The 18,703-nt window shown below is 34.2% G+C and carries 19 protein-coding genes; 16 read left to right on the forward strand and 3 right to left on the reverse strand.

What is annotated here, in order from left to right; all coding sequences use genetic code 11:
• Positions 1-81: 81 nt before the first annotated feature.
• Positions 82-732 carry a GntR family transcriptional regulator gene (locus tag CS063_RS13935; RefSeq protein ID WP_330401021.1) on the forward strand — a complete coding sequence of 217 codons (651 nt, stop codon included), beginning with the start codon at positions 82-84 and terminating at the stop codon, positions 730-732.
• 55 nt (positions 733-787) lie between these two features.
• Here the strand turns inward: CS063_RS13935 and abc-f are convergent, their stop codons facing one another.
• Entirely contained in the window at positions 788-2,707 is a 1,920-nt protein-coding gene (gene abc-f, locus CS063_RS13940) for a ribosomal protection-like ABC-F family protein (protein WP_099450311.1), read from the reverse strand.
• Between the two features lie 142 nt (positions 2,708-2,849).
• On the opposite strand from abc-f, the gene CS063_RS13945 reads away from it, so the two are divergent.
• From CS063_RS13945 to CS063_RS14015, 15 genes are all read left to right on the forward strand, one after another.
• Positions 2,850-3,488 (forward strand): redox-sensing transcriptional repressor Rex, encoded by a 639-nt coding sequence (locus tag CS063_RS13945; RefSeq protein WP_099450312.1) that lies wholly within the window; start codon positions 2,850-2,852, stop codon positions 3,486-3,488.
• A 181-nt stretch (positions 3,489-3,669) separates the two neighbouring features.
• Complete coding sequence (locus CS063_RS13950) at positions 3,670-4,359, forward strand: hypothetical protein (RefSeq protein ID WP_099450313.1); 690 nt, start codon at positions 3,670-3,672, stop codon at positions 4,357-4,359.
• Positions 4,356-4,733: a holo-ACP synthase gene (acpS, locus tag CS063_RS13955; RefSeq protein ID WP_099450314.1), complete on the forward strand. Its 378-nt coding sequence runs from the start codon at positions 4,356-4,358 to the stop codon at positions 4,731-4,733. Before CS063_RS13950 ends, acpS begins: the two co-directional genes overlap by 4 nt.
• Before the next feature lies 1 nt (position 4,734).
• Positions 4,735-6,273: an NAD(P)H-hydrate dehydratase gene (locus CS063_RS13960; protein ID WP_099450315.1), complete on the forward strand. Its 1,539-nt coding sequence runs from the start codon at positions 4,735-4,737 to the stop codon at positions 6,271-6,273.
• 24 nt (positions 6,274-6,297) lie between these two features.
• Positions 6,298-6,756, forward strand: a complete 459-nt coding sequence (locus CS063_RS13965; protein ID WP_099450316.1) for a CBS domain-containing protein — start codon at positions 6,298-6,300, stop codon at positions 6,754-6,756.
• Between the two features lies 1 nt (position 6,757).
• Complete coding sequence (locus CS063_RS13970; protein WP_099450317.1) at positions 6,758-7,372, forward strand: outer membrane lipoprotein carrier protein LolA; 615 nt, start codon at positions 6,758-6,760, stop codon at positions 7,370-7,372.
• Positions 7,373-7,396: 24 nt separating this feature from the next.
• On the forward strand, positions 7,397-8,524 hold the full coding sequence (gene alr / locus CS063_RS13975; protein ID WP_099450318.1) for an alanine racemase: 1,128 nt from the start codon (positions 7,397-7,399) through the stop codon (positions 8,522-8,524).
• A gap of 106 nt (positions 8,525-8,630) precedes the next feature.
• Positions 8,631-8,825 carry a hypothetical protein gene (locus CS063_RS13980; RefSeq protein ID WP_099450319.1) on the forward strand — a complete coding sequence of 65 codons (195 nt, stop codon included), beginning with the start codon at positions 8,631-8,633 and terminating at the stop codon, positions 8,823-8,825.
• Positions 8,826-8,827: 2 nt separating this feature from the next.
• Positions 8,828-9,175 (forward strand): type II toxin-antitoxin system PemK/MazF family toxin, encoded by a 348-nt coding sequence (locus CS063_RS13985; RefSeq protein WP_099450320.1) that lies wholly within the window; start codon positions 8,828-8,830, stop codon positions 9,173-9,175.
• 131 nt (positions 9,176-9,306) lie between these two features.
• A complete protein-coding gene (locus CS063_RS13990; RefSeq protein WP_099450321.1) occupies positions 9,307-10,233 on the forward strand; it encodes an AEC family transporter in 927 nt (308 codons plus the stop codon).
• An 82-nt stretch (positions 10,234-10,315) separates the two neighbouring features.
• Positions 10,316-10,780 (forward strand): zinc ribbon domain-containing protein, encoded by a 465-nt coding sequence (locus CS063_RS13995; protein WP_099450322.1) that lies wholly within the window; start codon positions 10,316-10,318, stop codon positions 10,778-10,780.
• Between the two features lie 29 nt (positions 10,781-10,809).
• Positions 10,810-13,257 (forward strand): ATP-dependent Clp protease ATP-binding subunit, encoded by a 2,448-nt coding sequence (locus CS063_RS14000; RefSeq protein WP_099450323.1) that lies wholly within the window; start codon positions 10,810-10,812, stop codon positions 13,255-13,257.
• A 148-nt stretch (positions 13,258-13,405) separates the two neighbouring features.
• Positions 13,406-13,816, forward strand: a complete 411-nt coding sequence (locus tag CS063_RS14005; RefSeq protein ID WP_099450324.1) for an endosialidase — start codon at positions 13,406-13,408, stop codon at positions 13,814-13,816.
• A gap of 65 nt (positions 13,817-13,881) precedes the next feature.
• Positions 13,882-15,279, forward strand: a complete 1,398-nt coding sequence (radA, locus tag CS063_RS14010) for a DNA repair protein RadA (protein ID WP_099450325.1) — start codon at positions 13,882-13,884, stop codon at positions 15,277-15,279.
• 220 nt (positions 15,280-15,499) lie between these two features.
• Positions 15,500-17,047 carry an AbgT family transporter gene (locus CS063_RS14015; protein WP_308415521.1) on the forward strand — a complete coding sequence of 516 codons (1,548 nt, stop codon included), beginning with the start codon at positions 15,500-15,502 and terminating at the stop codon, positions 17,045-17,047.
• A 65-nt stretch (positions 17,048-17,112) separates the two neighbouring features.
• On the opposite strand, the gene CS063_RS14020 is transcribed toward CS063_RS14015, so the two are convergent.
• Together CS063_RS14020 and CS063_RS14025 are read right to left on the reverse strand one after the other, a co-directional pair.
• The gene (locus tag CS063_RS14020; protein WP_099450326.1) at positions 17,113-17,598 is read right to left on the reverse strand and encodes an NUDIX domain-containing protein; all 486 of its coding nucleotides are present in this window, start codon (positions 17,596-17,598) and stop codon (positions 17,113-17,115) included.
• A 137-nt stretch (positions 17,599-17,735) separates the two neighbouring features.
• Positions 17,736-18,143, reverse strand: coding sequence for a nucleoside triphosphate pyrophosphohydrolase family protein (locus CS063_RS14025; RefSeq protein WP_099450327.1), 408 nt, complete (start codon positions 18,141-18,143; stop codon positions 17,736-17,738).
• Between the last annotated feature and the right edge of the window lie 560 nt (positions 18,144-18,703).

Genomic DNA, 18,703 nt, shown 5'->3' on the forward strand with positions numbered 1-18,703 from the left:
CTATTGAAAGATACGTGAAATTTGCTAAAATGGTTGTATACAATAATACCAGTTTAAAATGTCACTATGAGGAGGATAATAGTGCTTGAACAATTAGATACATCCGACAAATCGTCATTAAGAGAGAAAGTTTTTGCTACTATGAGAGAATCTATTCTGGAGGGCAGGTATAAACCAGGAGAGGTTTTAAGGGAGACAGTTATTGCTGCTGAACTTCATGTAAGTCGTACACCTGTTAGAGAGGCCATTAGAAAGTTAGAGCTTGAAGGACTTGTACAATCCATACCAAACAAAGAAACGATTGTAACAGGGATTTCAGAAGAAGATGTACAAGACATTTTTAAAATTCGTAATCGACTCGAAGGTTTAGCAGGAAGTATGGCAGCTGAACGTGTTACTAAGGAAGAGCTTGTGGAGATGGAAGAAATTTTAACGCTTACTGCCTTCTATATTGGAAAGGAGGACTGTAGTCATGTACTAGAGTTAGACCATCGTTTCCATGACTGTATTTATAAAGCAACGAAAAGTAAAATTCTAATGCATCTTTTATCTGATTACCACTCTTATATACAAAAAGTTCGTAAACAATCAGTAGAAATACCAGGACGTATGCAACGTCTTTTAGAAGAACATACTGCAATCTATAAAGCCATTGAAGAAGGTGATGGGAAGAAGGCAGAAAATCTTATGAATAAGCATGTTCATAATGTAACAACTAATATTAAATTATAACTAAAAGTCCTTTTAGATCAGAAGAAAAACTTCAGAGGTAAAAGGACTTTTTAATTTATTCTATCCGTAAGCTATCAAGTGTTTCAGATAATTCCTCCCACTTAGTATAATCTTCTTGAATAAGAAGAGTGAGATTTTCTTTTTCTTGCATTAAATCTTTAGAGCGTGTAAAGTCAGTATAGACTTCCTCAAGACAAAGGAGTTCATCAATTTCTATAAGGCGTGCCTCTTTTTCTTCAATACTATTTTCTAATTTATGCATATCATTCTCACATTTTTTAATTTTAGCCTGTTGCTCCTTTTGTTTTTTCCAATCATCTTTAGTAGGAGAAGTGATAGGAGTAGAAGAGAGAGAATGAAGAGGAGGTGTAGGAGCCTTTTCCTTTTTCTTTTCTACATAGTAATCATAGTCACCTAAGTATTCGGCAGCTCCTAAAGCATTCATTTCAATAATTTTTGTAGCCGTTTGATTAATAAAGTAACGGTCGTGAGAAATATAGAGTACAGTACCTTCATAGTTACATATGGCGCTTTCAAGTATTTCTTTAGAAAGGATATCTAAATGGTTAGTAGGCTCATCAAGGATAAGGAAGTTAGCTTTAGAAAGCATAATTTTAGCTAAGGCCACACGTCCCTTTTCCCCACCACTTAGAGTAGAAATAGACTTAAAGACATCATCTTCTGTAAATAAGAAAGCTGCTAAGACATTACGGATTTCCCCTATTTTAAGGTCAGGGAAAGCATCTTCAATTTCTGATAAAATAGTATTTTCAGGAGTAAGGTTCATATGCTCTTGGTCATAATAACCAATCACCACATTACTACCAAGTTGAGAGTTACCAAATGAAGCTTCGAGTTCTCCCATAATAATTTTGAATAAAGTCGTTTTACCTACACCATTAGGACCAACTAGAGCTACCTTATCTTCTTTTTTTATTTGAAGATTAAAATTTTGGAAAAGAGGTAGTTGGTCAAAGGACTTACTTAAATCCTTTATGGTTAACACATCATTTCCACTGGTAATGCGAGGAACAAGGCGAAGCTGCATGGGTTTATTATCTAACATGGGTGCATCAAGGCGTTCTATTTTTTCAAGTTGTTTTTCACGGCTTCTAGCTCGCCTAAGAGATTTTTCACGATTAAACTGTTTAAGTTTTGCAATAACAGCTTGTTGTTTAGCGATTTCGCGTTGTTGTTTTTCAAAATGCTTCACAGCTACTTCATACTCTTTTTCACTTTTAATGACATAATCACTATAGTTGCCATTATACGTAAAGGCTCTACCAAATTCTAAATGAATGACTTTGTTTACAATCTTGTCTAAAAAGTAACGGTCATGAGAAATGATAATAACAGCACCTTTATAAGCTTTTAAAAAACCTTCAAGCCATTCAATAGCTTCAATATCTAAATGATTAGTGGGCTCATCTAAAAGTAAAAGAGAAGGCTCTTCAAGAAGTAATTTACCAAGGGCTACACGATTTTTTTGCCCCCCAGATAAAATAGAAAGAGGCTTATCATAAACACTTTTATCAAAACCTAGACCTTTTAGTACACCTTTTACAAGGCTGCGATATTCATAACCTTTATTATTTTCGAAGGTCATGCGTAAATTATCATAGGCATGTATCAGTTCAAGTGATGAGGTTTTAGCAATTTCTTCTTCCATTTCATGAAGTTTGTGCTCCATTGCAATGACAGAATCAAAAACATGAAGGAGCTCTTCGTAAACGGTAGCACCTGATTCAAAATCCATTTCTTGCTTTAAATAACCGATGCTACTCTCTTTAGAGTAGGTAACAGCACCTTCATCAGCAGTTAGCTCACCTGTTAAAATTTTGAATAAAGTTGTTTTACCAGCTCCGTTATTGCCGATAAGAGCCACCTTTTCATATTCTTCTATATGAAAACTAATCGTATTTAGGATGGTTTTTTCATCAAAAGCTTTTTTTATATTACTACAAGAAATAATCATATCTATCCTCCTTATGGGTTACACTTTAATAGTATCAAAAAAATAGCTAAAATAAAAGAAATACCTTAATTAGGAGAGATTGACAATAAAAAAACTATAATGCTATACTAGATAGAATAGAAAGAGTTAAGGAGATGAGAAGGTGACGGAAGAAAGAAAAATATCTATGGCTGTAATAAGAAGATTACCGCGTTACTATAGATACCTAGGGGAACTATTAGAAAAAGGGGTCGATAAGATCTCTTCTAGGGAGCTTAGTGAAAAAATGAATGTAACTGCTTCACAAATTCGTCAAGATCTTAATAATTTTGGTGGTTTTGGACAACAAGGATATGGGTATAATGTTGAATATCTTCATTCTGAAATTGCAAAAATACTAGGTCTAGATCAAAATTATAAGATGATTATTGTAGGAGTAGGTAATCTGGGACAAGCTCTTGCAAATTATGGGTCTTTTGAAAAAAGAGGTTTTCATCTGGTTGGTTTATTTGATGTTAATCCAAGGCTTATTGGCATGAGCATTCGTGGGATAGAAGTAAAAGATATTGATCAAATGGAGCAATTTGTAAAGGAAAACAAGATAGATATTGCTATACTTACTGTACCTAAAACAAGAGTAAAGGATATTGCAGAGAACTTAGCTAGCTGGGGGATTAAAGGACTTTGGAATTTCTCACCTGTTGATTTGTTTTTACCTAGTGAAGTGCAGATAGAGAATGTGCACCTTTCACATAGCCTGATGACGCTTGCATATAAGATCAACGAAGGTGATAATTTATAATATGTTTTTAGAAAAATGTTCATTTTTCTTAAGGGGAAATCTTAAGATAAATGAACATTTTTTTATGATTTATATAATGCAATAGGATTTTTTTAGGGAATGAGCTATAATATAATAAAAGAAAAGATAAAAAATTGAAGTGGTAAAGGTCTAAATAGAGCCTATAAAAGGATGGGGAAAAATGTTTGATTTTTTGAAAAAGCAACGAAAAATTATTTTAGAAGATCACGTAGAACATGAAGTTACTGTTTCAAATGAACAAATCGATACTAAAAAAATGTATATTAAAGAAATACTAGAGACTAAAAAATTGCCGATAGTACTACTTGATCCTCTGTGGCATTCTATACGTGGACAAATTGTAAGTGACCTTATTGCAAAAAATGAGAGAAAGCTTCATGACCTTTTAAAGGAACAAGGAAAGCTTAATAATGATTATAAGGATTATAATGTAGTAAAACAAAATTTTTTAAAAGAGATTTTAGAACTCAGTGGGGCCTTACATACTGAAGATGATGTAGCTAAGATAGCTAAGCTCAATAAGCTTCATGAAAGTACTTTGGGTGCTAATCAAAAGTTAGAGGATATTGAAAAGCGTTTACAGGAAGTAGAATCAGAAATTGAACAAATTAACAAAGAAATTATTGAAGAGATTGTAGCAGTAGGTTATGGGTATATTACTCTTTGTAAGGTCCAGGTTCAGACATTGGAAAGAGAAATAGATACCCTAAGACAAAAGGTTGTGGAAAAAACCAATGAAAAGAAAAAAAATGAGCATGTTTTAAAAGGTATTTATCAATACTTACATCATGTAATAGGTCAGCAGCAAATTGAAGTAATAGATAAGGAATTGTGGGATAAAAAGAAATGATAATAGGAATTGGGACAGATATTATAGAAATAGCGCGTATACAAAAAGTAGCTCAAGGCACAACAAGCTTTTTAAATAAAGCATTTACAGAAAAAGAACAAGCTTATTTTTTTAAGAAACAGTATAAAGCAGAGACCATTGCTGGAATTTTTGCAGCTAAAGAAGCCATCAGTAAGGCCTTTGGGACAGGATTTAGAACCTTTTCACTTATAGACATTGAGATTTTACCCAATACATTAGGAAAACCAACAGCAACTGTTTATAATAATGCAAAGGAATTGCTTCAAGAACTTGGGGCTAAAGAGATTCAGGTGAGCATTTCACACTGTAAGGAGTATGCAGTTGCCTATGCTTTAATAGAAAGAAGTGAGTAAAATGAAAGTATTAGTTCCTCAGCAGATAAGAGAGTTAGATAAAAGAGCTATAGAGGAATATGCCATTCCAAGTGTTCTTTTGATGGAGCATGCAGCACTCTGTGTGGTAGAGCGAATAAAAGCACTTGACTTTGCTAAGCGTATTGTTATTGTATGTGGTCCTGGAAATAACGGAGGAGATGGCCTAGCAATAGCTAGATTGCTGGCAGGTTTAGAAAACAGGAGAGTGGATGTTTTTTTAGTTGCCTCACCAGATAAATTATCGGCAGATGGTAAAATCTACTATGAAATAATAAAAAAACTAGGAGTTCATATTATTTCCCTTAATGAAGGAGCTGAAGTTTTATTAGAGGAATATCTTAATAAAGCAACACTTATTATAGATGCACTTTTTGGAACAGGGTTAACACGTCCTATAGAGGGAAAATACAGGAAGGTAATAGAGAAAATAAATGAAGCAGATGCCTATGTAATGAGTGTAGATTGTCCGTCAGGTATAGAAACAGAAGAAGGCAAGGTACTAGGGACAGCTGTTTTTGCAAATGAGACCATTACTTTTGTGGCACCTAAACTGGGACTTTTGCTTTATCCAGCTTTTGAATATACAGGTGAAGTTAGAGTAGTGGACATTGGTATTCCCAAGGCTTTATTGGAGGAAATAAAATCACCTTATTGGCATATAGATAGACTAGAAATGAGGAAGTACTTACCTAAAAGGTATAGTCGAAGTAATAAGGGTACTTATGGAAGAGTACTAGCAATAGGGGGGCAAATGGGGATGTCAGGAGCTATTGTCCTAGCTAGTCAAGCAGCTCTTAAAGTAGGAGCAGGTTTAGTTACAGCAGCCGTCCCTAATAGTATCCACCAAGTAATTGAGTGTAAGCTAACAGAAGTGATGTCCTTACCTCTTGCAGATAAAGAAGGGCAGTTAAGTGAAGAAGCTATCCAAGTATTAAAACCACTTATACAAAAGCAAGATATTGTACTAATAGGTCCTGGAATGGGAAGAGGAACAGGAGCAGAAAAAGTAGTTTTCCAAGTCCTTATTAGTGATAAACCTTGTGTAATAGATGCAGATGCTCTTGTGCTTTTGAAAAACAAGTTAGAATTACTTAAAAATCGTAAAGCGCCAACCATTTTGACCCCTCATCCAGGTGAGCTGGCAGCATTAACAGGCTTAACGATACAAGAAATAGTTGATAATCCAATAAAAATAACAAAAGATTTTGCAAGCAGGTATCACGTTACGATGGTATTAAAAACAGAAAGAACACTGGTAGTAGAACCTACAGGTAATGTATATATTAATACAAGAGGGAATAGTGGTATGGCTAAAGGTGGCTCAGGTGATGTACTCTCAGGTGTTATAGCAGGTTTATTAGCACAAGGGCTATTGGCATCAGCAAGTGCACAATTAGGTGTCTATCTGCACAGCTATGCAGGGGATCGTGTAGCAGAGAGAAAAACAACCTATGCTTTTTTACCGACAGATTTGTTTGAAGGGATCGAACAGGCTTTTAAAGAACTTATTGGGTACTAAGTCAATTTAAAAGGGGAGAGGGCTATGCAAGTAAAAGATATCATGAAAAGAGAAGTCATCTCAGTGAGCGAAGAAGATTCATTGGTAGATGTTTTGATGGTATTACTAGAAAATAATATTAGTGGTGTTCCTGTACTCAATGAAAGACAAGAGGTAATAGGTATTCTTACAGAACAAGATTTGATGACAAAAAGAAAAGTATTAAATATTCCATCATATCTTGAGTTTATTCAGAGTATATTATCTATAGATGGGGAGTTGCAGCAGGCTAAAAAAGACGCCATTCAAAAGTTATCTGCAAAAGACATTATGTCGTCGCCTGTTTATACAGTAGGAGAGAATCATTCTATTGAAGAAGTTGTTTGTATGATGGTAAATAGGCGAATCAATCATATACCAGTTGTAGATAAGAAAAGAAGTTTAGTAGGCATTATAGGCAGAGGAGATTTACTTCCCTTACTGATTAATCAATTAAGGAGGTAATATGTTTAAGGTACGGAAGGTTGTATTATTCATTCTTTTACTAATGACTGCCTTCACCTTTTATGGGTGTAATAAAAAAATAGGAAAGATAAAAAATATAAGTTTACCAGAGTTTCTAAAAAGTATGAAAAGCTATGAAGCAAATGTAACCATTACTTTTTTAGCAGAAGGGCAAGAGAATGTAATGGAAATGTATCAAAAGGTAGAAATAGGTGGCAAATATCATTTAAAGATTGAAGCACCTCCTCACCTTAAAGGTTATATTCTTTATTTTGATGGAGAAAAAATAAAGGAATATAATCCCAATAGCCAAACAGAAACGTTAGCTAAAGCTAGTAACGCAAGAAATGAAACAATGCTTTCCTCTTTTTTAGAACGTTATGAAAAGATGAGTGAAATACAGACATCTAAAAGCACATTGGAGGGTAAAGAAGTCCTTGTAATAGAGATGGAGATACCTGGTAATTATAAGTATTTAGCGAAACAGAATATCTATTTTATGGAGGAAACTTTTAAACCTATTAGAATGGAAATACTAGATGTTGAAGGGAAGAAGTCGATACAAGTTGATTATAAAGATTTTAAGTATAACCCAGAGATAAAGTGGGATATTTAATAGGATATTCCAAGGAGGTAGGAAATGAATACTCTTAGACCACGTGTAGTCGCAGAAATTAGCATAGAGGCTATTAAACATAATTATACACAGATTAGAAGTATTATACCTAAACATACAGAGATTATGGGAATCATTAAGGCAGATGGTTATGGTCATGGAGCCATTGAGGTAGCTAAAATTCTTCAGGAGCAAGGAGTTAATCGTTTTGCAGTAGCCATTGCAAAAGAAGGAGAAGAGTTAAGAAAAGAAGGGATTACTTCACCGATTTTAGTTTTAGGTTATACACCTAAGGCAGATATCAAAACGCTTATTGAAAATGATTTAACACAGACTGTTTTTTCACTAGAGATGGCAGGCTATATTTCTGATGAAGCCAAGAAGTTAAATAAAACAGTTAATATTCACTTAAAAGTAGATACAGGTATGGGTAGGATTGGCTTTCTCTCTTCTTCACAAAGCATTGAAGAGGTAAAAAAGATAGCAGAGCTTCCTCATATTAATATGGAAGGAATTTTTACACATTTTTCTACAGCTGATGAAGAAGATATAACCTATACAAAGAATCAATGGAGCATTTTTGAAGGTTTTTTAAAGGAATTAAATGAAGTAGGGATTGATTTGCCTGTTATTCATGCTGCTAACAGTGCTGCAACAATGTGTCATCCTTACACCCATCTCAATATGGTAAGACCAGGTATTATTTTATACGGTTATTATCCTTCAAGTTACTTACAAAACAAAATACTTGATTTAAGACCAGCTATGACACTTAAATCACAAGTGGTACATGTAAAGGAATTACCAGAAGGTCACTATGTTGGCTATGGAAGAAAGTTTTACACCAAACAAAAAACAAAGATTGCTACGATTCCCATTGGCTATGCAGATGGTTACTCCAGAAGACTTGCAGGAAAAGGAAAAGTCCTCATTCATGGACAATTTGCACCTATAGTGGGAAATATTTGTATGGATCAGTTTATGGTAGATGTGACACACATCAAGGGAGTAAAAGTAGAAGATGAAGTCGTTATTTTTGGAAAACAAGGTGATAAGACTATTCCTATAGAAGAACTAGCGATAGCATTAGAGACTATTAATTATGAGATAATGTGTATGATTGGAAAACGTGTACCACGATTATATGTTTAAAAGATTGAAAAAATTAAATAACATCGTATAGAGTTATGAAAAAATGGCAAAAATAGTAATAGCTAGAGTAGGAGTAAATCACGATGTTAGGTGGGAGTGATTTGCAATGACTGAGTCAAGAGGTAATACAAAAGCCAACGGGTTAGAGAGCCTTAAAGGCACTGCTAGCAAAATTAAAGTAGGTACGATGAAAAAAGGATATCAAGAGATGGCAGATATCAATTTATCACTTTCAAAACTTTATTTTGAAGTAGAAAGAGAGGTCGAGTCTTATTACGATCGTATAGCGGAGTGTGAGTAAAAGTGCAAGTAAAACGTGGAGATATATTTTATGCAGATTTAAGTCCAGTAATTGGTTCAGAACAGGGCGGTATTCGCCCAGTCCTTGTAGTACAAAATGACGTTGGTAACAAATTTAGCCCTACAGTAATCTGTGCGGCGATTACTTCTAAGATTAATAAAGCAAAACTTCCTACCCATGTGGAGATTGATGCAGCAGAATATGAACTTGTTAAAAATTCTGTTATCCTCCTTGAGCAAATACGAACGATTGATAAAAGAAGACTAAAAGAGAAGATCTGCCATTTAGATGATGAGCTTATGGCTCAAGTAGATAGGAGTATTAAAATTAGCTTTGCAATAAATACATAAAATGTATAAAGAGGCCTTATTAGTGCCTCTATTTTTTTACTCCAGTACCATTAATAATATCTCCTTTCTTAGTTCAAAACCCAAATGAAGTATGATAGAATAGAACAATGCACATAGGGAGGGGAGACTTCATGGAATTACAAAATGTTTATATTCAATTAGGGATTTTATTTTTATTGCTTATTTTTGGTTATTTATTAGGCAAACTGCAAGTGATTACAGAGGAGGGGACACAAGAATTCTCTAGCTTTGTCATTAAAGTCTGTATGCCAGCACTTATGATTTCAGGAATGCTTATTCCTGCTACCCCTGAAAAATTATATAGAGGCATGTTATTATTAGGAGTAGCTACAGTAAGCTATGCTTTAGCAGTTATAGTAGGAACTATAACTGCACATTTTCTTACAAAAGATAAGGCTAAAAAGGGAATTTATAGTTATGTTATTACTTTTTCAAACTGTGGATTTATGGGTATTCCTGTTTTACAGGCTATTTTTGGCAAAGAAATTATATTTTATGTGGTGATACATAATATAATTTTTAATGTTTTGGTCTATACTCTAGGTGTGAAATTGTTAAGTGGTCATTTAGAAGGGAAAAAAGCTTTTAAGTTAAACGCACTTATTAATCCAGGGACAGTGGCAAGTATAGTAGGACTCATACTTTTCATGCTCAATTTGCCATTACCAAGGTTTGTGACAGGCGCAGTAGATGCAGTAGGTGGACTTTGTACGCCTTTATCAATGATTGTCATTGGTGCTATGCTAAGTGAGCTTCCTCTTTCACAAATGTTTAATAATAACAAAGCCTATATACTTGTAGCCATACGTCTTATTATTTTACCGTTGTTAACACTTATTTTAATCAAATATATTCTTCGTGTAGAAGACCTCTTTTTATTAAGTATTCCTGTTATTATAGCGGGTATGCCAGTAGCTACTAATGCGGGACTAATGGCTAAGGAATATGGAAGTGATGCGCTATTAGCGTCACAGCTTATTTTTATTTCTACGTTGTTTAGCTGTATCTCTATCCCACTCTTGACACGAATCATTTAAAGCATCATAAGGAATAGACTAGAAAAACATAAGGAATTTGACTATAATAAAGAAAATAGTAAATAGATAGGAGAGCGATACTATGAAAGATATATTTACTAAAATTGGAGAGAGTATTACAAGTACAGTAAAAGAAATGGGAGAGCAGACACAAAAATCTTTTGATCAAACCGTTTATCGCACCGAGCTCCTTGGACTAAAAAATGATTTGAAAAAACTTTATCAAAAATTAGGTGAAGAACAGTATACAGCTTATATACAGGGAGATGAATCAAAAGTTCAGACGGTACTTTATAACCAAATTACCAATCTTATTCATGAGATTGAAAAAAGAGAAAAGATTATTAATGATATAGTAAGTAATCAAAAGGACAGTTTTGATAGCTATAAAAGAGATGTAAAAACAACTTGGGATGAAAATATGGCAGCAGCTCAAAAACCAGAAAAAAATAAAGAAGGTTTTGAAGTCATGAAAATCTGTGAAAATTGTAATACGGGCAATCATGTGGATGCGACCTATTGTATTTACTGTGGGGAAAAATTCTAATAGACGATGCAAAAGGAGATGGACAATAGATGGAAATTAGATTTACAAAACAAGCTCAAATAGCCATTGAATATGCAGAACAAGTGATGACACAGTTTGGTCATGGGTATTTAGGTACAGAACATTTATTAGTTGGTCTGATTCATGCCAATGATTCAGTTGCCCAAAAAGCAATTGAGGATTATGGCTTAACAGAAGAGGATTTGTTAGAGCGTATACGTGACGTCATAGGAATAGGGAGTGTTACTTTAGTACATGGTAGAGACTTTACCCCTCGTGTTAAACGTATTTTTGAGACCAGTGCTCAATTGGCACGTCAATTGGGAACTGCAGCAATAGGAACAGAATATCTTCTTGTTTCTATTCTAAAGGAGAAAACCTGTGTAGCTGTAAAACTACTAGAATCTTTAGGCGTCAATACAACAAAGCTTTCCAATAGTCTTATTGAGATGCTGATGGGTAACAGTCAAAAACCAGAAGCAAGCTTTTCAAGTACAAAACAAACCAATCAAGTAGGGAAATCGACAACACCTACTTTGGATAAGTACAGTAGGGATTTGACACAACTAGCAAGAGAGGAAAGATTTGATCCTATTATTGGAAGAGAGATGGAGATTGAACGTGTTATTCAAATCCTATCTCGTCGTACCAAGAATAATCCTTGTTTAGTAGGAGAGCCAGGTGTAGGTAAGACTGCTGTAGTAGAAGGACTAGCTCAAAAAATTGTAGCAGGAACGATTCCAGAACTTCTTAAAGATAGACGAGTAGTGTCCTTAGACCTTTCTAGCATGATTTCAGGTACGAAATACCGTGGTGAGTTTGAAGAACGTATCAATAAGGTACTAGATGAGGTGCGTGCTGCAAAGGATATTATTCTTTTTATTGATGAGCTTCATACAATTATTGGAGCTGGAGCGGCAGAAGGAGCCATGGATGCCTCTAATATTCTAAAGCCTTCTTTAGCTAGAGGGGAAATTCAACTAGTAGGAGCAACTACTTTAGATGAATACAGGAAGCACATTGAAAAGGATGCTGCCCTTGAAAGACGTTTCCAGCCGGTACAGGTAGAAGAGCCTTCAGAGGATGAAACCTTAGCTATCCTAAAGGGGATTAAAGACAAATATGAAGTACATCACCAAGTACAAATTACAGAAGATGCCCTTGAAGCAGCTGTTAAACTTTCAAGTCGTTATATAGCTGATCGTTATTTACCTGATAAAGCTATTGATCTTCTAGATGAAGCGGCCTCTAAGGTACGATTAAGAGCTTATACATCACCTACAAATGTAAAAGAATTAGAAGCTGAACTTTTAAAATTAAATAAAGATAAAGAAGAAGCTATTATTAATGAAGAGTATGAAAAAGCTGGCCAAATTAAGCAAAAAGAAAATTTAGTAAAAGAAAAAATAGCTAATGCTAAAATGGAATGGGAAACGAAGCATACAAAAAGTAGTCAGATTGTATCTGAAGAAGAGATTGCAGATGTAGTTAGCACATGGACTCATATCCCAGTTAAACGTTTAGCAGAAGAAGAGTATGAACGTCTTCAAAACCTTGAAAAAATTCTTCATGAGAGAGTAATTGGTCAAGACGAAGCCATTAAAGCCGTATCTAAGGCAGTAAGAAGAGGACGTGTAGGACTTAAAGACCCTAACCGTCCAATTGGTTCTTTCTTATTCTTAGGTCCTACAGGGGTAGGTAAAACAGAGTTAACCAAAACACTTGCTGAGGCTATGTTTGGTGATGAAAATACGATGATTCGTATTGATATGTCAGAGTATATGGAAAAACACACAGTCTCAAAACTCATTGGTTCACCTCCTGGATATGTAGGTTATGAAGAAGGAGGCCAACTTACTGAGAAAGTAAGGAGAAAACCTTATTCCGTTGTGCTCTTTGATGAAATAGAAAAGGCGCATTCAGATGTTTTTAATATTTTATTGCAAATATTAGATGATGGGCATATTACGGATTCAAGAGGGCGAAAGATTAACTTTAAAAATACTATTATTATTATGACATCTAATATTGGCGCACGTAATATTATTGAACCTAAAAAGTTAGGTTTCATATCAAATGAAGATGCAGAAAAGTCTTATCAAGATATGAAAAAAGGTGTGATGGAAGAGGTAAAACGCCTCTTTAGACCAGAATTCTTAAATCGTATTGATGAGCTTTTAGTATTCCATCCACTTACAACGGAGAATATTCGAAGTATTGCTGATGTCATGATTAAAAATCTTTTAAAACGCATTAGTAAAAATATAGGGATAGAGCTTGAACTTACAGAAGAAGCTTTAGAGTTTTTAGCTAAAAAGGGTTATGATAAAACCTATGGTGCAAGACCTCTTCGTCGTACCATTCAAACCTATATCGAAGATAAGCTTTCAGACGAAATACTTGAAGGCAAGGTAAAAGAAGGAGATACTCTAAAGGTTAGTTTAGAAGGAGAAAATTTCCTATTTACTAGACAATAAGAATGTAGGCTATAGATAATATCTACTACAAATTGGCAAATGAATTTATTAAAGAATAAGCATATACTTTTTAGGACACTTCATGTATAATTGTAAGTAGTTAGAGCTTAAAAAGTGATTAAAGAGATAAATATTGGAGGATTTAGCAATGGCTGTTGTAAGTGAAATTATTCGCGTGGAGCAAGATGGCACACTTAGCTTTGGAAATTATGAGCTTCCAGAAAAAACAAAGGTATTAGATTTTGAAGTAGAAGGTAGACTTTATAAAGCTAAAACTTTTTATGAAGTAACAAAGCTTAAAAGGGATGGAGAACTTGTTTATGAGTCTATGCCTGGTACAGCTGTGCATAACCTAAAAATTACAGATAAAGAAATAAGCTTTTGTGTAGAAGGTAATGGTAACTCACAAATTACATTAGAGTTAGATTCCAATACAGAATATAAATTAGTTATTAGTGATATAATAGTGGGGAATGTGAAATCAAGTGTGGGAGGAAAAGTGATTTTCTCTGTAGATTGTACAAAAGAACCACAAAACGTAATACTTAAAAGATTATAGTAAAATAAAGCTGGTTAGGGAACACAAAAGGTTTCTTAATCAGCTTTTTGTTAAGGATGAGAAAAATGAAGTTGAAAACAAACTATGTATGTAAAGAATGTGGACAAGTTTATTCGAAATGGCAAGGCAGGTGTGATGCATGCAAAGAGTGGAATACCATTATAGAACAAGAAACACCCTCTATTAAAAAAGCAGGAATAGTGAGTAAGATGAAGGGGACTAGCTTATCTAAAAGACTCATTGATGTAACAGGCAGCAGTTCAGAACGTATTATAACAGGTATAAGTGAGTTTAATCGTGTAATGGGAGGAGGTATTGTAAAGGACTCTTTAACAATTATTACAGCAAGACCAGGAGCAGGCAAATCAACGCTTCTTTTACAGGTAGCACAAGATATAGCGGAAAAAGGAATGAATGTGCTTTATGCATCAGGAGAAGAAAGTGAAAGTCAGATTAAAAATCGAGCAGAACGTATTTTTCAATCCATTAGCCCTAATATTTGGATTCATTCAGATGTAAGTATGAATAATGTCTTAGCAACTATTCAGCAAGTTGAAGCGGACCTTATTATTATTGATAGTATACAAACATTTATTATGGAGGAATATCCTTCACGTCCAGGAAGTCCTGTACAAACGATGGAGTGTGCAAATGCCCTCTTGCAGGTGGCTAAAAATGGGACTAGACCACGGGCAGTTATTATTGTAGGGCAGATGACAAAGGATGACGAAATTGCTGGAGTAAGAGCTTTGGAGCATCTGGTGGACACCGTTCTTATTATAGAAGGTGAAAGTGGTGAAGAGTTAAGGGGAGTAATTGCCTCGAAAAATCGTTTTGGTTCAACAGGAGAAGCAGCATTTTTTGCTATGACAGAAGGCGGAATGAATCCTATCGAGAATCCTTCTGAATATTTTATGACTCAAAGAGAAGCAAATGAGCAAATTTCTGGATGTGCGCTAACCGTAGTTAAAGAAGGAACAAGACCGATTATTGTAGAGATTGAGAGCTTAGTAAGCACTTCCTTTACTCCTTATCCTGCTCGGATCAGTGAGAATGTCAAAAGAGAGCAGCTTAACACACTTATTTCTATATTAGAACAACGTGGAAAAATACAGCTTTATGATAAAAATGTAGTGGTAAAAACAACGGGTGGCTTAAAGCTTAAAGAGCAGGCAGTTAATTTAGCAGTGGCTATGAGTATTGTTTCTTCTGAAAAAGGCAAGGCTATTCCAAGTCATACTTTATTTATAGCAGATGTTGGCCTAACTGGTGAGTTAAAAAGAGTTCCTACACTAGAAGCCCGATTAAAAGAAGCTGATCGAATGGGCTATAAAAGAGTTTATGTGGCACGAAGAGCAATGCAACGTGCTGTAAGTTTTGAGAATTTACAAGTCATTGAAAAAAATACATTAAGTGAAGTGATTTGGAGTGTTTTTGAAGAACGTTCAGATTTACCTTTTTGAATTGTATAGATTAATTTAATAAATGAAAGAAAAATAGAGAACAAATGTAGTGACCTTTTACTTGTAATAAGTAAAAGGTCACTTTTTAAGGTTAAAAGAGTAAAATAAAATGTTTACATAAATTTCTTGCAAGAGAATGTTGTATTAGCATCAAAAACTTGATATACTGTAGAAAAAACAAGTTAACATAATTTTAAAACGAGATAGATAGGAGGATAATGTGAGAGAGAAAAATATGAAAAAACCATCTATTATTGAGAAAATTGGAAAAAAAATACCTGATCCAGTTATCATATTTATGATTTTATATGCAGTAACGTTAATAATTACACTTTTCCTTGGAGAAATGACTTTTAGTATGGTCGCAAAGGATGGTAGCATGATTACTTATGAAATTAAGAACATGTTTACCGCTGAAAATATCAGATGGATATTTGACAACGCACTTCTTAAAAATTGGTTATCTTATGGTGGAGGAGTATTAGGAACCATTTTAGTTGTTATGCTAGGTGTTGGACTTGCAGAGCAATCTGGACTTCTTTCTACATTAATTAAAAAAGTAGGTATAAAAGTATCTGATCGTTTCCTACCATTTGTATTGGTATTTTTAGGGATTATGAGTAGTGTGGCAACAGATGCAGGTTATGTAATTCTTATTCCACTTGCAGGTATTTTATATGCAGGACTTAAAAAGAACCCACTTATTGGTATGGCAGCAGCTTTTGCTGGTGTATCAGCAGGATTTAGTGCCAATCTCCTTCCTGCCACACCCAGTGATATTATTATTGGTTCAAATGCAAAGATTTTTGCCGAAGCACAGGGAATTCCCTTTTTAAATGCAGCAGGTAATCCACTTACACCTGCTACAATGCATTATTATTTTATTGCAGTATCTACAATTATTCTAACTTTTGTAGGTGGAGTTATTACTATTAAGTTTGTTAAACCAAGGCTTGAAAAACAGGAATATTGCATTCCTGAGGACATGCATTTAGATGACTTTACAGTAAAACCGGAAGAGAATAAAGCACTTAAATGGGCTGGACTTGGGCTGATTATAGGACTTATTATTGTAGCAATTCTCGGTTTTGGACCTTTAGCATCCTATACAATAGAGACAGAGGGGGTTGTTAAGGAGATAACACCCTTTATAGATAATATTATTCTTATGATTACTTTTCTTTTCTTTATGCCAGGTTTATTTTATGGTATAAAAGTAGGGGCATTTAAAAAATCTATGGACGTTGTAAAAGCAATGTCAACTTCAATGAGTTCAATGGGTTATGTGATTGTATTAACCTTTTTTTCTTACAACTTTCTAGCACTTCTTAGTGAATCACAACTTGGTACCTATATCACTTATTTAGGTGCTACAGCACTTGAAAAAATGGGGCTTGCACAGTATCCTATTTTATTAATCATTGGATTTATCATTACAACAGCAATTATTAATCTATTTGTAGGAGGACTAACCTCTAAATGGATGCTACTTGGACCTATCTTTATTCCTATGCTTTATCAGGTAAATAGTGCGATGACACCAGATATAGTAGCAGCAGCTTATCGTGTAGCAGATTCATCAACAAATATCATTACACCACTTATGTCTTATGCAGGACTTATTCTTGTGTTTATGAGAAAATATAAACCAGAGTATTCAGTTGGAGATTTAATTGGTTTAATGTTTCCTTATTCACTCGGATTTTTAGCAATTTGGTCAACTGTACTTATTGGTTTCTTTGCTTTGGGTATACCATTAGGTTTTTAAAAGTAAATAATTGAAATAAAAAGGTAGCACAGCCTACTCATAAAAAGAGTGGGTGTACTACCTTTTTATTCATTTTGATGGGAAACTTGTCCACGTTGGTAAACTTCATGATTACAAAAATTGTTTTCTAAATCTCTCCAGAATTGATCTTTAAAGACAGGTGGGAATATAGGGATTCCAGAAGCTTTGAGTTCTTTCTCGGAGATATAACGACATTCCTGAATATATTGTTCATCAACCTCAGGGTCAAAGCCTGGTTTTAACTCTTCAGGATTATCAATAGAAGTGAGAAAAAACATGCCTAAATGATGAGTATTAATGGAGTAGTCCACATATTCACTAAGATAAAGAAGCCTAAGAGGACGACAACGCACACTACATTCTTCTTCTACTTCACGAACAATGGTGTCAATGACACTTTCTTCTGGCTCCATGCCTCCTCCAGGTAATGTCCACCATTCAAAGCCTGTTTTAGGATGCTTTTGTTTAAGAACCAATAGTTCTTTTTTGTCATTTATAATAATAGCAGCTGCTCTGGGTCTTAAGTTCATAGAATCCTCCTTAGTTTCATAAAAAAAATAAAATAAAGTAAACAAATATTTTTTATTTTATGTTAGTATAACATATTTAATTAAAAATAGACCTCTTCTTATTTAAGAGATGAGAAGAGGCCTAAGAAAAACCGATATTATTTTAATGAATACTTACCTAACATTTCAGTACGGTATTTTTCTTTAGTTATAGCATCTGCTAAAGATATGTCAAAGGTATTAGCTATAGCACCCAAATAAAAAAGAAGGCGGCCACATTCTTTTTCTAATAATTCCTGACATTCTTCACAAAGCTTACCGTTAACATGGGTACTCATTTGTTTTTTTAAAATATCGAGGGAGATATCTTCTGAGAGATTATAAGGCTGTTTATGGGCATCAATAGTAATACAACCACATGTTGTAGCAGATTTTGAAATGGTTCGACATAAGTGAGTACATGCATCTTGCAATTTAGTTGTTTGATCAAGGATACTTTTGTTTCGGATAAGAATAGCATCTATAAAATTTTGAAACTCTTGTAATTGAATAGGATCGTTAGGCATAAAGAACTCCTTTCTCTAACTTTTGAGAATATTATATCATATATAGGTGATAACATAAATGATAAAAAGTAATATTAAGAAATTTATAAAATACTAACAATTAGGACTAGAAATAAAGGATGAAGTAAAATAATCATAAAAAGTTAAAAAAGTTGTTGACGTATGTAGGATTATACTGTAATATAAATGAAGTCGGCGGTAATCAGTGATGATTAGGACGACAACTTGTACTTTGAAAACTAAACACAATCAAATGATAGATTTAAACTTCAAATGCTCATTAAGTGAGCAAGCTAAAATTTATTTTAGCGCCTAATGATAACGCAAGTTGTCAGGGTAACAAACAGGTAATCTGTTGGTTTATATCTACAATTTAACCGATAAACAATTGCATTAACACTTAACCGTGTTAAGCAAACATTCTTTGTATTCATCATTTATGATGATTAACAAGGCACAAAATGACAAACCGTCAACGTAAGTTGAACGGATTAGGTCAAGCTACTAAGAGCGTAGAGTGGATGCCTTGGCACCGAGAGCCGATGAAGGACGTGATAAGC

The sequence above is a fragment of the Sporanaerobium hydrogeniformans genome, from assembly GCF_002735925.1.
In the GTDB taxonomy this organism is placed as follows: domain Bacteria; phylum Bacillota; class Clostridia; order Lachnospirales; family Cellulosilyticaceae; genus Sporanaerobium; species Sporanaerobium hydrogeniformans.